Here is a 16,615-nt window from a genome sequence, read left to right as displayed (position 1 = left end):
TAAAAATTGAATAGTGACTATTTCCCCAAATTTAAAGGTGGGAATTGCGCTTCAAGCTTACAAATGATAATGTGGTAAAGGTCAGTGCATGAAAGCGTTAACACAAAGGAGTAGAGAGAGAATGAACATCTTAGATTGGCTAGAGAAAATTAATGGAGTTCTTTGGGGAGCACCAAGCCTAATTTTATTATTTGGGACAGGTGTCTTTCTCACATTTATTCTGAAAGGACTGCAGTTTCGAAAGCTGGGATATGCTTTCAAATTAGCATTCTCAAAAGAAAAAGAAGAGGATAGCAGTGCTGAAGGTGACGTTAGTAACTATAAAGCTCTGATGACAGCACTAGCTGCCACGATAGGAAATGGTAATATTGCAGGAGTTGCTACAGCGATTACAATTGGGGGTCCAGGTGCGATTTTCTGGATGTGGATTGTAGGTCTTGTTGGAATGGCAACGAAGTATGGAGAAGCTTTACTTGCGATGAAATATCGTGTGAAAAATGATAACGGAGAATATGCCGGAGGGCCGATGTATTATGTCGAAAAGGGACTAGGGTCAAAATGGAAGTGGCTCGCTATCTCGTTCGCTTTATTTGGAGCGATTGCCTCACTCGGAATCGGAAATAGCGTACAATCAAATACAATCGCAAGTGTTGTTGATGAAAGCTTCCAAATTGATGGATGGGTAACTGGGATTATCCTTGCTGCACTTACTTCGCTCATCATCTTCGGTGGCGTAAAGCGAATTAGTTCTGTTGCAGGTTTCTTTGTTCCGATTATGGCGGTTCTCTACGTAGTTGGTGCACTCATTATTATCGTCATTAACATAGATGCTGTTATCCCAGCTATGAAGCTGATTTTTACATATGCCTTTTCACCTATATCGGCGGTAGGAGGATTTTCAGGTGTTATTGTAATGGAAGCTGTAAAATCAGGAGTTTCCAAAGGGATTTTCTCGAACGAAGCAGGACTTGGTACGGCTGCCCTTATTGCTGGTAATGCGAAAGCCGATCATCCAGTGAAACAGGCTCTCGTAGCCATGACTGGTACGTTTATCGTAACGATCATTGTTTGTACAATGACAGCCCTTGTGCTCCTTATCTCTGGATTTTGGGACCCAACGGGAGGAGACCTGTCGGGAGTCGTGCATGATCCGAATCTAGAAGCAGGTGCTTTGACTACGGCTGCATTTGGTTCAAGTCTCGGTCTGATCGGAGAGTATATTGTAACTTTCTCCGTTATTTTCTTTGGGTTCTCAACCATTATTGGTTGGTACGTATATGGTTATAAATGCTTTGAATACCTAGTTGGTACGAAAGTAACCATTTATTATGGAGCAGTATATGTATTGGCATGCTTTGTTGGTACAGTTGCGAACCTGACTACTGTTTGGGCTTTTGCGGATATGGCAAATGCTTTGATGATGATTCCAAACTTAATTGCGTTATTATTACTTTATAAAGTCATACGAAGCGAAACAGATGATTATTTTAATCGTTATCTTGTAGAATCTCAAATGAAAAAAGCGAGTTAATCATTTGATGTATAGAGACATTTTCTTCATTTAATGAAACTAAAGCGCAGCTGGAAAAAATCCAGCCGCGCTTTTGTTATTTCTCAGGAGTCATTTTTTTAGATGGAGCTGATTCGTTTCCAAATATATTTACAGAAGTTACATAGTATGAGGAGGTTGAAGCGTCGGGATCTGAGAAGCTCTTACGTTCAAGGTTAGAAATGCTCTCAATTTGCTTATAAACACCGTATGCGTCAGCTTTGTAAATGCGGTATCCTACAACATTTTCGTCGCGAACAGCATGCCATGATAAGAAATTCCCACTAACGCTAAGGTTTGTTGGAGCATCTGGAACTTCGTTAGGATCTACTTCTTTTTTCTCTTTACTCGGATCTTCCTTTAACTCTGTAGAAACAACAAGTCTCTCCTCATGTGTTCCTTTTGAGCGATTAAATGTTCCAACACACGTAATAAGATTCAACGTGCGTGAATCAGTTGTTCCGAATATTTTTTCGATAGGAGAGTCGTTGTAAGGATATCGTTCTTTACCAGTGACAACGAATGTCATTTTTTCCCCCTCTTTATCAGTCAAAATAATTTCGTCACCTTTTGAAAGCTTCTCAAGATAAAAGAAAATAGCCGGTCCTGTTTTACTATCTACGTGCCCAGCTAAGACAGCATTTCCTTTTGTTCCTGGTTTAAAGCCAGGTTCAAACCAACCAACTTTGTTGATGTCCTCGGGAACACCCATTTGTCCATTTTCTAATATACCGACATTTTCAACGGGAGCTTTAACATCGATTGCAGGAATCTCTACTTGTACAGGCTCCATTCCCTCTTGAACGTTTTGGGATTCTTTGGCTTCTTCGATTTTCTTCTTCTGATCATCAAGAAGAAGAAATTCGTCTGATAGCACATCTGGTTTCTCTATCTCTTCTACCTCTAACGCAGCATTCGTTTGTTCTTTTTCAACGGCTGTATTCGTTACGGGTTCAGCGTAGTTATTGTACCCTGCGAGTACGAGCCAAATAATCGCACCAACTACGAGCAATAAGACTTTTTTCACGTTCTTCACCTCTTTTACTTAAGTTATATCTTAGCATTTTTTATTGACTATACTCTTATATAGCTAACGAAATCAATATTCAAATGGATCATTTTTTTGTGAAATTGAAAATAAAAATATTGACCATTCCAAAGTACTGGTGTACTATGTAACTAATACACCAACACATTGAGGGGGAACTATATCATGAAGAATTGGAGTGGGTTATTACGAAAGGAATTTCGTGTTTCAAGAGCCCTTCTATTAGGCGTTACAGCGTTTGATTTACTAGTAATGATTGGATTTTTTCTTGCCTCTGCAAGATGGGAAATCCCTTATTTAACAGCTATTATTGGAGCCGTACTAACGGCGATGCACGTCTTCTTTTTGCCACTCTATTTATTAATTAGTCTGAACACTGAAGGAAGGAACTTACACCTCTGGCTACACAATCCACAATCAGGAGCTCGTTTACTCGGAGCTAAATTGCTAAATGGGTTATTAGCATTACTGCTATCTATTGGTATTGTCAGTAGTTTATCTCTTCTAGCTTATAACCTTGAACCTAGCCTCATTCAACTTCCAATTGATAATGTGTGGCTGTTCGGATTTTATTTTCTCACCGTTATTATTACAGGATCAGTCTATATGGGGGTTTGGCTAATCTTCTATTGGACTTTGTATCAAGTTCTGAAAACGTATATCGGCAAGTGGGCACTTCTTCTTATTCTCTTAATTGTTGGTTTTATCAGTTGGTTTGGTTCATGGTTGAGTGGGACTCGTCTTTATGAAGTGATGATCGAGTGGGGGTATGTGGAGCTACCGTCACCGTTAAATATGGAGGTTAGTCAGCAGGCATTTGAATTAACCGTTTCAACATTTCCGTTTGCAATTGGGAATGTAATATTTGATCTCATTACTATCATCCTTGTTTTCATAATGACATGCTGGGTACTTGATCGAAAAGTGGAGGTGTAAGGGATGGGAGAAGAATTTAATCCCTCAAAGCCGATTTACCTGCAGCTAGTGGACCGCATTAGCTGGGAGATTATTAAAGGGGAACGAAAAACTGGTGAAAAGCTTCCTTCTGTAAGGGATATGGCCATTCAATCAGGCGTAAATCCAAATACAGTGTCGAGAACTTACAATGAACTGGAGAGGATGGAGATTGTGGAGACGAAACGAGGGCAAGGGACGTTTGTAACGGAGCAAAAAGAAAGACTGACCGAACTTCGAGAACAGCTCAAGATTAACCACATCCAGAATTTCATTGATGAAATGAAGCAAATGGGATTTTCTCGAGAAGATATGATTGAAGGTATTCGAACTTACGTTACGAACGAAAAGGAGAATCAATCATGATTACATTCGAGAACGTATCTAAACGTTATCTTAGAAAACAAGCTCTATCAGATGTGAACGTAAGAATTCCTGAAGGGAAAATCATTGGCCTTGTTGGCTCCAATGGTAGTGGGAAATCTACTTTCATGAAGATAATCGCAGGTCTTGTAGTGCCTAGTGAAGGCAACGTAATGCTTAATGAAGAACATGTTTCGAGGCGTTCGGCAAATAAAGTTGCTTATTTATCAGAGTTAGACGCTTACTATTCATTCTTCACAGTGAAAGAGACAATCCGCTTTTTTGCAAGTCAATTTAGCGATTTTAATCTTGAAAAGGCCCACGATATTGTTAAATTTATGGAAGTGGATCAGGATCAAAAGGTGAAGCATTTATCTAAAGGAAATCGTGGGAGATTGAAGATTGCTCTTACCCTTGCGAGAGATGTACCTATTATTCTGATGGATGAGCCGTTATCAGGTCTTGATCCGATGGTGCGAGATTCAATTGTGAAAAGTTTACTTTCTTTTATCGACTTAGAAAAACAAACGGTGATCATCACGACACATGAAGTAACGGAAATCGAACCATTACTTGAAACGGTTATTGCGATTCGAAATGGTAAGGTTCTCGCGCTCGAAGATGTTGAAACCATTCGCGAGCGAGATCGTATGAGAATAGTAGAGTGGTTGAAAAAGTTGTATCAAGAGGAGGGGTAAAATGGCTGTAAAACCAGTTGTTCAGATTCGAGATTTAACAAAAGTAATTGGAAAGAAAACAATCATTGATCAACTTTCATTTGATGTATACCCAGGTGAAGTGTTTGGTTTTCTGGGGCCGAATGGAGCAGGAAAAACAACAACAATTCGGATGATGGTTGGTCTAATGAGAATGACGGAAGGCGAAGTTCTCATTGATGGAAGCAGTATTAAAACAGATTACGAGAATGCGATTGTAAAAGTAGGAGCGATTGTTGAAAATCCTGAAATGTACAAATTTTTGACTGGGTACCAAAACCTTGTTCATTATGCTCGAATGGTCAAAGGTGTTTCAAAAGAACGCATTCAAGAAGTCATTCAATTGGTTGGACTCCAAGGTCGTATCAATGAAAAAGTGAAGGGATATTCACTTGGAATGCGACAGCGTCTTGGACTTGCCCAGGCACTGCTACACCGACCTAAGCTACTCATTCTAGACGAGCCAACAAACGGACTAGACCCCGCGGGTATTCGAGAAATCAGACAATATTTACGAACGCTTGCAAGAGAAGAAAATGTTGCTGTAGTTGTTTCTAGTCATTTATTATCCGAAATCGAACTCATGTGTGATCGAATTGGCATTATTCAGGCCGGAAAAATGGTCGATGTGCAGCGAGTGAATGACTTTGTTCAAAATGATCACGCCGTTATGGTTTCATTTGAAGTCGATCCAGTAGAACACGCGGTTCACGCTGTTAAAGCAAATTTCCCTGATTGTGAGATGGAAAAATCGGAGCGTAAGTTGACGATTAAAATAGAACATGAGCTTATTCCAGAGGTAACAGCTGTTCTCGTGGAAAAGGGTGTCCGCGTATACGGTATTCAATCCTCTGTGAAAACGTTAGAAGATGTGTTCCTGGAAGTAACTGGGGGTGAGCAAGTTGTCTAGTATGCTACATTTAATACAAAATGAAAACATGAAGATTTATAGAAGAGTTGGAACGTGGGTGATGATCGGACTTGTGGTGGCAGCCGTACTTGTAGCAGGCATTTTTACTAATATGAATGCGAGTGATGAGACTACGAACTGGCGCACTGATTCTGAAAATGCGATCCAACAGGCAGAACAAACGCTAAAAGATTCAGAGGGAATGCCCAAAGCCTTTAAAGACAGTCAGGAACGTTCTATTGCGATAAATGAATATCGGTTAGAGAATGATATTCCCCCTTTAGAAAGTGATTCAATATGGAGTTTTATGGATAGTTCAACTGGCATTGTGAGTTTAATTTCCATCTTTACGATTATTATCGGCGCAGGTGTTATAGCGAGTGAATATTCGTGGGGAACCATTAAGTTATTGTTGATCAGACCTGCTTCACGCACGAAAATCCTTGCTTCTAAATTTATTTCAACGCTATTATTTGCGCTATTTTCTCTCGTCATCTTATACATTTCTTCTTTTATTATCGGCGGGTTATTCCTTGGTTTTAGTGCAGTCGATCAACCATACCTAACTTATTCAGGTGGGGAAGTGGCCGAAACGAGTATGGCCATTCATTATATTGTTGAATATGCACTTGCCAGTGTGAATTTGCTTATGATGGTAACATTTGCTTTCATGCTATCGAGTATCTTTAGAAGTTCCTCTCTTGCGATTGGATTAGCTATATTCCTTATGTTTACAGGGAGCCAACTTACTTTTATTCTTAGTCAATACGATTGGGTGAAGTATATCCTCTTTGCCAATACGGACTTAAGTGTTTATTTCGATGGTTCACCTATAATTGAAAGTATGACGCTCGGTTTCTCGTTGACCATGCTTCTCGTCTACTTTGTTTTGTTCTTGTCATTGTCATGGCTACTATTCACGAAACGTGATGTAGCATCATAAGGAAAAGCCGATCAGGTATGCTGATCGGCTTTTTGATTCTTCTTTTTTCGCTTTCTATACAAGAAAAATAATCCTATAAGAATGAGCGGGACCAAAATAGGTGAGAGACCAATCAAGAGTACAGCCGCTGTGGAGAAAAAGGAAAGGAGCCCATTTACAGTTGTCATTAGCATTTTTTTTGCCTCTGTTAGCGTTTGAAATTCATTCTTATCAATAGAAGGAACAATGATTTTCTGCTGCTCGAGTGAAATCGTAACAGTCGAATATTCACTTTGGTTATTGAGGTAATTTATTTGACCTTTCAGCTGTTCGACCTCTTCCTGTACACGGGAAAGCTCATTAGATATAGCTAACAGATCTTCTGTTTTGGTTGCTTCGTTAAGAAATGATTCCAGTCTTTTTTGAACAGCTTCCTTTGCTTTCAGCCTTGAGGTAAGATCAACGTAGTTTTCGGTGACATCGGTTCCGGATATCGATTTTTGAGGAGCTCCTTTCCCAAGCCCTTCAACTTCATTGAGATAAGAGTCAAATTCAGGTTGGGGTATGCGTACGGTCATTGATCCAAAAAGAGAATCTTCTTCTGAAGCAATACTTTCTTCGACAACATAACCTTTATAAGTTCTAGTTAGATCTTTGATTTTGGCAGTAGCCTTAGGTAAATCTTCAACTGTTAAGGAAAGGTTTGCATTGAAGATTACCTTGCGATCTTGCTGTAAGGCAGGCGTTTCTGATTTTTCTATAGAAGACGAATTTTTCTCTTTTTCTCTTTCATTTCCTCCCTGGTTTTCATCTGTGGATTGATCAGTTGAAGTAGCTATATCGCTACTTTCATTTGAAAAGTTTCCATTATTAGAACTACATCCTGCTAGTAAAAGAATTGATGTACAGATAAGAAGGATCCATCTTCTCATAAGTTTGTCCCCGCTTCGTGATTATTTGTAAATCGATTAGAAGTTTCTTAAAGAATTAGACGGTGTAAGACCTGCGGAGGTTACAATTTCCATGATATGATAAAGGATAACTGAATAAAAAAGGGGTTGCCTTTTGTGCATTCAATTTTAGAAAATGCGAACATTATGGACATAGTCATTACAATTTCTGTAATACTAGGTCTATTCCTGATTCGATTTCTGATCAAATTATGGCTGACAAAACGAGACAAAGAGGAGAATTACCCAAACGGTATTCGACCAGCTTTCCTCTCATTTATAAATTGGACAACAGGGTATGCCATCCTGCTATTTGTTTTATTTTATTTTTCCGATAACAGTTGGATGTTTAGTCAATTATTTGCAATTGGTAGTGTTGAAATCTCGTTGTTTCTTATATTAATTGCACTATTTATCATTACTCTTGCAAATCGATTTTCAAAGATTGCAACTTCCTTTCTTATGCCTCCGCTTTATGATCGATACAGCCTGGATACAGGCTTGCAATTTACGTTCAATCGTGTTTTTCATTACACATTGATGGTGATAGCGGTCGTTATTAGTTTAACGACAGTCGGGATTGATCTAAGTGCTTTAACGGTCTTTGCAGGAGTACTTGGGGTTGGAATCGGTTTTGGAATGCAGAACATCGCAAATAACTTTATTTCTGGTTTAATTATTTTATTTGAAAGACCAATTAAAGTAGGTGATCGAGTGATCATAAACGATGTTATTGGAGACATTGAAAAAATTAACATGCGTGCCACGATTATTCGAACACTAGACAATGAACGGATTATTATGCCAAATTCGTATTTTATCGAAGAGCAGGTTGTGAACCACTCTTATGGAGACTCAAGATTGCGCCTCGTTTTACCAATAGGGGTGGCATACGGTTCAGATGTGGAGCTTGTGAGATCGCTATTGCTTCAAGTAGCTGTGGAAGAGAAAGAAAATTCCATGTATGTGCTTGAGACTCCTCCTCCTTTTGTGAATTTCCTTGGTTTTGGTGATTCATCACTTGATTTTCAACTATTCATTTGGATCTCGTCACCAAAAGCAGCGGTAGAAACGAAGAGTAATTTAAACTTCCGCATTAACCGAATTCTTGCAGATCACAACGTTGAGATACCGTTTCCACAGCGTGATTTGCATGTACGTAGTTTGGATGCTAAAGTGATCGACCAATTAAAAAAGAGATAAAGCAAACTCACATCATTTTCACATCATTCTTACAAATTTCTTCGTAAGTTGTTGTCCATAATAGGTATTGTAAGAACATACCTATGAAGGGAGATTGATGAAGATGAACAAATGGATGATTGGTGTTGCCTCTATGGTTTTAGCTGGGGGGATAGCTGGAGCAAATGTTAATGCGGCAGATGACGAGTCAACTGAAATAGAAGAGCAAACAGTAGGGCAAACCCAGGAGATGGCAGGTCCTAGAGGACATCATGGGAAAAGAGGTCACTTCGAAGACCGCTCTCTAGATCGCGAACTGAAAATGGCAACTGCTGAGAAAAAAGATCAATTAATCGACCTTTTGCTTGATCAGGATGCTTCTAGTGTTGAAGGTGTCGATGAGCTTCAGAAAGAGCTTGCTGATCTAAACTCACAGCTTGATGCGATGCATGATGAAGCACAGGCTGCTCATGAAGAGAGAGAGTCTAAGAAGCAGGAACTTGAAGAGAGTGGAGAGCGTCCAGAGTTAACCGACGAAGAGAAAGCCGCAAGAGAAGAAATGCGCGAAGAGATGGAAGCCAAGCGAGAGCAGGCTCAAGAAATTGTGAAACAAAAAAATGATATACTTGATCAGCTGATTGAAAAACTTAGCTAATCTTAGCGAGAGATAGGGGCCCCCTATCTCTTTCGTATGTCTTGAAGACATGCGGCTGATTTACTGTCAGATAAGGCTAGGATAATATAAAGAGTATGAAAAGCACATTTCGTCTAAGATGTGAAAAGGGAACGGAGTTGAGAGAGATGCAGCACGTTTTTGTGATAGATGATGAACAAAATATACGTGATATTTTAGAGAAGTATTTAAAAAAAGAAGGGTTTATTGTCTCAACCTTTACAGATGGGGCAGAAGTGTTAAGTGCTCTAGAAACAATTGAACCCGATTTATTAGTATTAGATATTATGATGCCAAATGTTGATGGACTTGAACTCCTTCGACGGTTAAGAAAGTATTCTTACATTCCCGTTATCGTTGTTTCCGCAAGAGATGAAGAGCTTGATCGGATACTAGGCCTTGAACTTGGTGCTGATGATTACTTAACGAAACCTTTTAGCCCTAGAGAACTTGTTGTGCGTATTAAGAATCTATTCAAACGGATGAATCGCCTAGAGAAAAACCATTCTTCACAAGAAATCACTGTTCAGAACGTACGTTTAAATAAGAAAAAAAGACTGTTATTAGTGAATGAGGAAGAAATGGCTTTAACGCCGAAAGAGTACGATGTGCTCGCCTATCTCCTCCAACATTCAGGACAACCGTTTACAAGAGAGAGATTAATTGAAGCCATTTGGGGTTATCAATATGTAGGTGATGGCAGGATTATTGATGACCTTGTGAAAAGGCTACGTAAAAAGATGTCAGATGCAAATGCGCAAGCGAAGATTGCGACAGTCTGGGGGTATGGCTATAAAATCGATGAAGAAGGTTAATATCGGTACCAAATTGTTTCTTAGTTATATCGTTCTTATTGTTGTTATTCTGCTTATTACTACTATTTCATTTCAATATTTGTTTCAAGAATATCTTGTGCGCGAAACGAGAGAACAGCTGCAAAAAGAGGGATTGCAAATTAGTCAAATGCTCGAAGATCGACAGTGGAAGGGCGAAAATTCACCTAATGGGTTACTTGATCGCAGAAGAATTGAAATGGCAGGCAATTTAATCTCATCTCAATTTATAATTTATAATGCAAACGAGAAGGCAATTTATTCGAATGTCGATGAAGTAGTTCGAATTGATTATGAAGAAAACAAAGGAAAATTATACGTTACAGAGGAAGTGCCAATTAGTCTTTCACGAGAGCAAGTTGGCAGTATTGTGCTATTTACGAAGGTAGAAAGTCTTGAAGGTTTCAATCGGATTATTCAGCAATCACAGGCTGTTAGTCTTTTAGTATCTGCTGCTGTTGCCGTGCTCCTTGCTGCTATTATGCAGAAAGGAATAGCGGGGCCAATTCGATTACTTGCCAACCACATGAGGGAATTTACGATGCGCAAGGAACAACCCCCGTTGACGCTTAAAACAAAGGATGAAATCAATGAACTTGCTAAGACGTTTCAAGAACTAACGGAGCAACTTCGAAAAAATGATTTTGATCAGAAGGAATTCCTTCAAAATGCGTCTCATGAATTAAAAACACCTCTAATGGCCATTCAAGGGAATGCGGAAGGGATTCTAGATGAAGTAATCGTAGGAGAGGACGTCGAGTATAGTCTTGAAGTAATCGTGAAAGAAACGCAGCGTTTAAAAAAGATCGTGCAGGACATTTCTTATTTAACTAGGTTAGAAACAGTAGATGAATCTTTTACTTATGAAGTAGTCGATCTTCATCACGTGTTGATGGAAGTCATCACTGCGGTAAAACCACTTGCACATCAACGGCAAATAGAGGTAAGGTATGACACTGATCATGCCATAGACGTTAAGATGGACAGTGATAAAATGAAGCAAGCTTTTATGAATATATTCGGTAATGCCCTTCGATTCGCTTCGTCCGTTATAGAAGTACATGTCCACCAAGATAATGGTCAAGTTTATATTGAGGTTGAAGATGATGGTAAAGGCTTTGGCGAGAATCCACAGCGCGTTTTTGAACGATTCTATACAGGTGACAAATCAGGTTCTGGCATTGGTCTATCGATTACGAAAACAATAGTAGAAAAGCATAATGGTAACATTTACGCCGAAGACAATAAAAAGGGAGGAAGGATCGTGATCTCGCTTCCTTTTCAATCGTAGTTAGAACTTTATGTTTTATGCTCACTTAACTTTTGTAGAATTTCTTTGCTTTCTTGTTCACTCAAAATACCAAATTTCTGACAGAGTTGTGTATAGCCAGCCAATTTCTTAAAATTAACCGAAGATAATCTTTTCATCATACTCACCTTTCTTTCCTTTAGGAAACTTTTTTAGTTATCAACAATATATGCATGAGCATGTTGAAAGTGATAGGTGAGTGTCTTTAGAGTTGAAATAAATCGAAGTCAATGTAACAATAAAGCTTGTGCTAAATTAAAGCATCATGTAAGATGAGGTTATCAATATTTAGTAACTATCAAGTGTTTCAGATACTATATATGGTGTAAATTGTACGTAATTAAATAATTGAGTATGCGGTGTCGTATAACGACTTAATAGGGAATCCGGTCTGAATCCGGAGCTGTCCTCGCAACTGTCGTGTGGACAAGGCAAGAAGCCACTGGAGTTAATTCCGGGAAGGCTTGCCAAGGAAGAAGCACAAGCCAGTAGACCTGCCGTATAGTCAAAAACGTTTCTATTCTTCGGGGGTTGAGGGTGAGAAATGGCAGGGTAAATGTACGAGTACGTTCATTTATACGTTGTCGTTTTCTCCAGGCTCACTCTTCCGAGAGTGAGCTTTTTATTTTGGATGGATAAAGGAGAGAGGTATATGAGTACTGTAGCAGAAATGACAGTAACAAAAATGATAGAGGAAGTAAGAACGCTCCTAGATGAGTACCCGTTACTTGCTAGTGAGAGTTTTATTGAAAAAACAATTGATGGTATTTCAGAAGAATCAACGCAAGAAGAGGTTGGTAATATTCTAGTTTTAAATGCCCTTGAACGAATTAGCGCAACAGAACCTGACTGGACTTATGTGGCAGCAGCTTTTCATCTTCGTTCGCTCTATCGTAAGTCTCTTTCACATCGAACTGAGAAAGAGGTATATGGTGGGGGAAGCTTCTATCGCCTTCTACAAAAGCTGACAGATGAAGGGATTTATAACAAGGCACTCCTTCAGTCTTATTCCAAGAATGAAGTAGAGCATGTTGCTAAATTAATCGAGCCATCAAGAGATCGTTTGTTTACATACATCGGACTACGAACGCTCGCAGACCGCTATCTAGCTACAGATCATGATAAGAATGTGTATGAATTACCTCAAGAGCGCTTTCTAGTCATTGCTATGACGCTCATGGTAAATGAACCAAAAGATAAGAGGTTAAATCTGATTGAAGAAGCGTATTGGGCGCTATCTAATTTATATATGACAGTAGCAACTCCTACTCTTTCAAATGCAGGGAAAAGCTATGGACAACTAAGCTCATGCTTTATCGATACGGTGGATGACAGTCTTAGAGGAATCTATGACAGCAATACAGATGTAGCGACCGTTTCGAAAAATGGAGGAGGAATTGGAGCATATCTCGGGAAAATTCGTTCTCGTGGGAGTGATATTAAAGGATTTAAAGGAAATTCATCTGGGGTTTTACCATGGATGAAGCAGTTAAACAATACAGCTGTGAGCGTAGACCAGCTAGGACAGCGTCAAGGTGCTGTTGCTGTATATCTTGATGTCTGGCATAAAGACGTTTTCGAATTTCTTGATGCCAAGCTTAATAACGGAGACGAACGAATGAGGACACATGATCTTTTCACGGGTCTTTGTATTCCAGATATCTTTATGGAAACAGTGGAAGACCGTGGAGACTGGTATTTATTTGATCCGCATGAAGTCCGTCAGGTGATGGGGTTCTCTCTTGAAGATGCTTATGACAAAGAAAAAGGATCAGGAGAGTTTCGTATGAAATATAGGAAATGTGTGAACCATCCTGAACTTTCAAGAAAAACCGTGCCGGCGATTGAGATTATGAAGCGAGTTATGAAATCACAATTGGAAACTGGGACGCCTTATATGTTCTATCGAGATACGGTGAATCGAGCGAATCCGAATAAGCATGCTGGTATGATCTATGCTTCCAATCTTTGTACGGAAATTATGCAAAATATGAGTGCAACGACTGTTGAAGAGGAAATCACGAAAGACGGTAAAATTATCATTACGAAAACGCCTGGTGACTATGTCGTTTGTAATCTATCAAGTATTAATCTTGGGCGTGCGGTTGCAGCTAATGCACTAGAGCGATTAATTCCAATTCAGGTAAGAATGCTGGATAACGTGATCGATATTAATACGATCGAAGTGCCTCAAGCCCAGTTAACGAATGAGAAGTATAGAAGCATTGGTCTTGGAACGTTTGGTTGGCATCACCTCCTTGCGAAAAAAGAGATTGTCTGGGAAAGTCAGGAAGCGGCAGACTATGCGGACGAACTATATGAAACAATCAATTATTTAACGATACAGGCAAGTCATGAGCTTGCCGTTGAAAAAGGAAGCTACTCTCTCTTTGAAGGCTCTGATTGGCAAAATGGGGAGTACTTTAAGCAACGAGGTTACGTTAGTGAAAAATGGCAGTCCCTTAAGGAAAGGGTCCAAACGAATGGTGTCAGAAATGCCTATCTTTTAGCGGTTGCCCCTAACAGTTCAACAAGTTTAATAGCTGGATCTACAGCATCAATCGATCCGATTTTCCAAAAAGAATACTCTGAAGAAAAGAAGAACTACAAAATTCCTGTTACAGCGCCTGATCTTTCACCTGAAACGACCTGGTATTACAAATCGGCTTATCACATTGATCAGCTTTGGAGTATTGAGCAGAATGCAGCCAGACAGCGTCATGTGGACCAATCAATATCGTTTAATATCTATGTGCAAAGTACGGTAAAAGCGAAGGACTTATTGAACATTCATATGACAGCTTGGAGAAAAGGGTTGAAAACAACCTACTATACACGAAGTACATCTGTAGATATTGACGACTGTGAAAGCTGCGCAAGCTAAAGGAGGAATTGGAAATGGCTACGATTCAACAAAGAAAGCTATACGATGTCTCCGCACCGAATAGCTCGACTGGAATTATTAATGGAGAAAGCTCAAACGTTTTAAACTGGGATGATGTCCGCTTTAGCTGGGCATATCCTATGTACAAAAATATGCTAGGAAACTTTTGGACTCCGTTTGAAATCAATATGTCGAACGACGTGAAGCAATGGGAAGCATTAAGCGAAGATGAGCAAGATACGTTTAAGAAGATTATTGGTCTTCTTGCCTTCCTAGATTCGATTCAAACCGACTATTCAAGTAAGGTTGCGGATTACTTAACAGATTCAAGCCTTTCTGCGCTCATGCAGGTGCTTTCGTTCCAGGAAGTTGTGCATAATCAGTCATATAGCTATGTACTTTCTTCCATTGTAAATAAAAATGAGCAAGACCGCATTTTTGAATATTGGAAGTATGATGACGTGCTCTTAGAACGAAACCAATTTATTGCTTCTGGTTATGAAGCATTTGTTAAAAATCCAACACCACAAACGTTTTTTGAATCGATTGTTTATGACATTATTCTTGAAGGGCTTTTCTTCTACGCCGGGTTCGCTTTCTTTTATAACCTTGCTCGAAATCAAAAGATGGTGTCTACCTCAACAATGATTAACTATATTAATCGGGATGAGCAGCTGCATGTGACGTTGTTCGTTAATATAGTGAAAGAATTGTTCAATGAGCATCCTGAACTGAATACGAAAGAAAATCATGATTTCATCACGAATACATTTCGTGAAGCTGCTGAGCTTGAGATGAAATGGGGAGAATACATTATTGGTAATCGTTTCCCTGGTATTACAATGAACGAACTCAATGACTACATTAAATTTATGGCAAACAATCGCGTCAATCAGCTTGGTATCGAACGCCCATTTGAAGGTCACCGAGAGAACCCTATGCGGTGGATCAAAGCCTACGCGGATGTGAACGCTGGGAAAAGTGATTTCTTCGAACAGAAATCACGTCAGTATACAAAAGTGTCTGATGATAATGGATTTGATGATTTATAAAGAAATGAAAGAAAGGTCAACTCAAATAATGAGTTGATCTTTTTTTAGACATTAAGAGTAAAAGTAATGTACGACAAAAAAGAAATTTTGTGGTAAGATACTAAAAATCATTTTGTACTTTAACGTGAAAGAACGTATTCATATAAGGAGATGTAACATGAGAAAGAAACGAATTGTTGTTAAGATTGGGAGCAGTTCATTAACAAACGGTAAGGGAGAAATTGATCTAGTTAAGCTCATTGATCATGTTAACGCCCTCGCATTAATTCGTCAGGAAGGACATGAAGTACTTCTTGTTTCTTCAGGCGCAGTTGCGGCAGGTTTTAAAGAACTTGGATATCCAGCAAGACCCGTCACGTTAAAAGGAAAGCAGGCTGCAGCCGCTCTTGGTCAAAGTTTACTTATTAAATCTTATATAGAGGAATTCAGTCAGCGGAACATTTCAGTCGCTCAAATTCTTTTAACACGCCCCGATTTCTCGAATCAAGAACGATACAAAAATGCGTTTGATACGCTTTCTGAATTGCTGGCAAGAGGGGTCATGCCGATTATTAATGAAAATGATACGGTCTCAACGGAAGAGTTAAAGTTTGGTGACAACGATATGCTTTCAGCTCTTGTAAGTGGACTTGTGCATGCAAATGAATTGATCATTTTGACGGATGTGAACGGTATATATGATTCCAACCCAGCAACTAACCCTGATGCCATCAAGTTTCATTCTCTCACTGAAATTAGCGACAAGATGATTGGGCAAGCAGGGGGAGCTGGTTCGAGTGCTGGAACTGGGGGCATGAAATCAAAGCTAATCGCAGCAAAGACAGCTTTAAATCTGAGCGTTCGAGTTTTTATTGGTCATGAAACAGGCTGCGAAAAGTTACTTCGAATTCTCTCTGGTGTCGGAGATGGAACTTATATCAGTCGAGAGAAAGCAACATCTTTCCCAATTAAAAAACAATGGATTGCGATGCACTCTCACGTATCAGGTCAGCTTTATATTGATGAGGGTGCAGAAAAAGCGATTGTTTTAAATGGCAAAAGTTTGCTTTATGGCGGAATCAAGCAAGTAGTTGGCTCTTTTGAGGTTGGAGATGTTGTGGAAGTACTCGGAAAGAATGGAAAACTTGGAAAAGGACAGGTTCGATATTCATCTGCTTTCTTGGAGAACGTGATTCAAGATCACGAGAATGAGAACGCCACAGTTGAAGTCATTCATAGAGATCAATGGGTGTCAGAGATGATGAGGTTATAAGAAAAAAGAAGAGATGTG

At 39.3% G+C, this 16,615-nt stretch carries 15 protein-coding genes and 1 riboswitch; of the genes, 13 read left to right on the top strand and 2 right to left on the bottom strand.

Going from position 1 to position 16,615, the window contains the following annotated elements:
• Positions 1 to 121 precede the first annotated feature (121 nt).
• Complete coding sequence (locus tag AC0VYH_RS18400; RefSeq protein ID WP_226615179.1) at positions 122 to 1,531, top strand: alanine/glycine:cation symporter family protein; 1,410 nt, start codon at positions 122 to 124, stop codon at positions 1,529 to 1,531.
• 76 nt (positions 1,532 to 1,607) lie between these two features.
• Here the strand turns inward: AC0VYH_RS18400 and AC0VYH_RS18395 are convergent, their stop codons facing one another.
• Positions 1,608 to 2,576 carry a class F sortase gene (locus AC0VYH_RS18395; protein WP_226615178.1) on the bottom strand — a complete coding sequence of 323 codons (969 nt, stop codon included), beginning with the start codon at positions 2,574 to 2,576 and terminating at the stop codon, positions 1,608 to 1,610.
• A 186-nt stretch (positions 2,577 to 2,762) separates the two neighbouring features.
• Here AC0VYH_RS18395 and AC0VYH_RS18390 point away from each other — a divergent pair, with 186 nt between their 5' ends.
• Genes AC0VYH_RS18390 through AC0VYH_RS18370 form a run of 5 tightly spaced genes read left to right on the top strand, consistent with a single transcriptional unit; the run spans position 2,763 to position 6,483 of the window.
• Complete coding sequence (locus tag AC0VYH_RS18390) at positions 2,763 to 3,533, top strand: hypothetical protein (protein WP_430244802.1); 771 nt, start codon at positions 2,763 to 2,765, stop codon at positions 3,531 to 3,533.
• A 3-nt stretch (positions 3,534 to 3,536) separates the two neighbouring features.
• Positions 3,537 to 3,917, top strand: a complete 381-nt coding sequence (locus AC0VYH_RS18385; protein ID WP_226615176.1) for a GntR family transcriptional regulator — start codon at positions 3,537 to 3,539, stop codon at positions 3,915 to 3,917.
• Positions 3,914 to 4,612: an ABC transporter ATP-binding protein gene (locus AC0VYH_RS18380; protein WP_475372896.1), complete on the top strand. Its 699-nt coding sequence runs from the start codon at positions 3,914 to 3,916 to the stop codon at positions 4,610 to 4,612. The genes AC0VYH_RS18385 and AC0VYH_RS18380 overlap by 4 nt, the downstream gene beginning before the upstream one ends.
• Before the next feature lies 1 nt (position 4,613).
• Complete coding sequence (locus AC0VYH_RS18375) at positions 4,614 to 5,540, top strand: ABC transporter ATP-binding protein (RefSeq protein WP_194218864.1); 927 nt, start codon at positions 4,614 to 4,616, stop codon at positions 5,538 to 5,540.
• 1 nt (position 5,541) lies between these two features.
• The gene (locus AC0VYH_RS18370; RefSeq protein WP_242057283.1) at positions 5,542 to 6,483 is read left to right on the top strand and encodes an ABC transporter permease; all 942 of its coding nucleotides are present in this window, start codon (positions 5,542 to 5,544) and stop codon (positions 6,481 to 6,483) included.
• A gap of 11 nt (positions 6,484 to 6,494) precedes the next feature.
• Here AC0VYH_RS18370 and AC0VYH_RS18365 read toward each other — a convergent pair whose 3' ends face one another.
• Positions 6,495 to 7,394 (bottom strand): DUF4349 domain-containing protein, encoded by a 900-nt coding sequence (locus AC0VYH_RS18365; RefSeq protein ID WP_475372894.1) that lies wholly within the window; start codon positions 7,392 to 7,394, stop codon positions 6,495 to 6,497.
• Between the two features lie 135 nt (positions 7,395 to 7,529).
• Here AC0VYH_RS18365 and AC0VYH_RS18360 point away from each other — a divergent pair, with 135 nt between their 5' ends.
• The 7 genes from AC0VYH_RS18360 to proB all read left to right on the top strand — a co-directional run bounded on the left by AC0VYH_RS18360 (position 7,530) and on the right by proB (position 16,597).
• A complete protein-coding gene (locus AC0VYH_RS18360; RefSeq protein ID WP_475372892.1) occupies positions 7,530 to 8,615 on the top strand; it encodes a mechanosensitive ion channel family protein in 1,086 nt (361 codons plus the stop codon).
• A 103-nt stretch (positions 8,616 to 8,718) separates the two neighbouring features.
• Positions 8,719 to 9,249 (top strand): hypothetical protein, encoded by a 531-nt coding sequence (locus AC0VYH_RS18355; protein WP_226615170.1) that lies wholly within the window; start codon positions 8,719 to 8,721, stop codon positions 9,247 to 9,249.
• Positions 9,250 to 9,395: 146 nt separating this feature from the next.
• Positions 9,396 to 10,082: a response regulator transcription factor gene (locus AC0VYH_RS18350; RefSeq protein ID WP_430244791.1), complete on the top strand. Its 687-nt coding sequence runs from the start codon at positions 9,396 to 9,398 to the stop codon at positions 10,080 to 10,082.
• A complete protein-coding gene (locus tag AC0VYH_RS18345; RefSeq protein WP_475372891.1) occupies positions 10,054 to 11,391 on the top strand; it encodes a sensor histidine kinase in 1,338 nt (445 codons plus the stop codon). The genes AC0VYH_RS18350 and AC0VYH_RS18345 overlap by 29 nt, the downstream gene beginning before the upstream one ends.
• A 358-nt stretch (positions 11,392 to 11,749) precedes the next feature.
• A riboswitch (cobalamin riboswitch) is annotated at positions 11,750 to 11,925 on the top strand.
• Positions 11,926 to 12,079: 154 nt separating this feature from the next.
• Complete coding sequence (locus AC0VYH_RS18340) at positions 12,080 to 14,293, top strand: ribonucleoside-diphosphate reductase subunit alpha (protein WP_475373803.1); 2,214 nt, start codon at positions 12,080 to 12,082, stop codon at positions 14,291 to 14,293.
• Positions 14,294 to 14,307: 14 nt separating this feature from the next.
• On the top strand, positions 14,308 to 15,345 hold the full coding sequence (locus tag AC0VYH_RS18335) for a ribonucleotide-diphosphate reductase subunit beta (RefSeq protein ID WP_475372890.1): 1,038 nt from the start codon (positions 14,308 to 14,310) through the stop codon (positions 15,343 to 15,345).
• 157 nt (positions 15,346 to 15,502) lie between these two features.
• Complete coding sequence (proB, locus tag AC0VYH_RS18330; protein ID WP_475372889.1) at positions 15,503 to 16,597, top strand: glutamate 5-kinase; 1,095 nt, start codon at positions 15,503 to 15,505, stop codon at positions 16,595 to 16,597.
• Positions 16,598 to 16,615 lie beyond the last annotated feature (18 nt).

The organism is Anaerobacillus sp. QJM3NY_32 (assembly GCF_056173645.1).
This window is presented reverse-complemented; position numbering and strand designations above follow the sequence as displayed.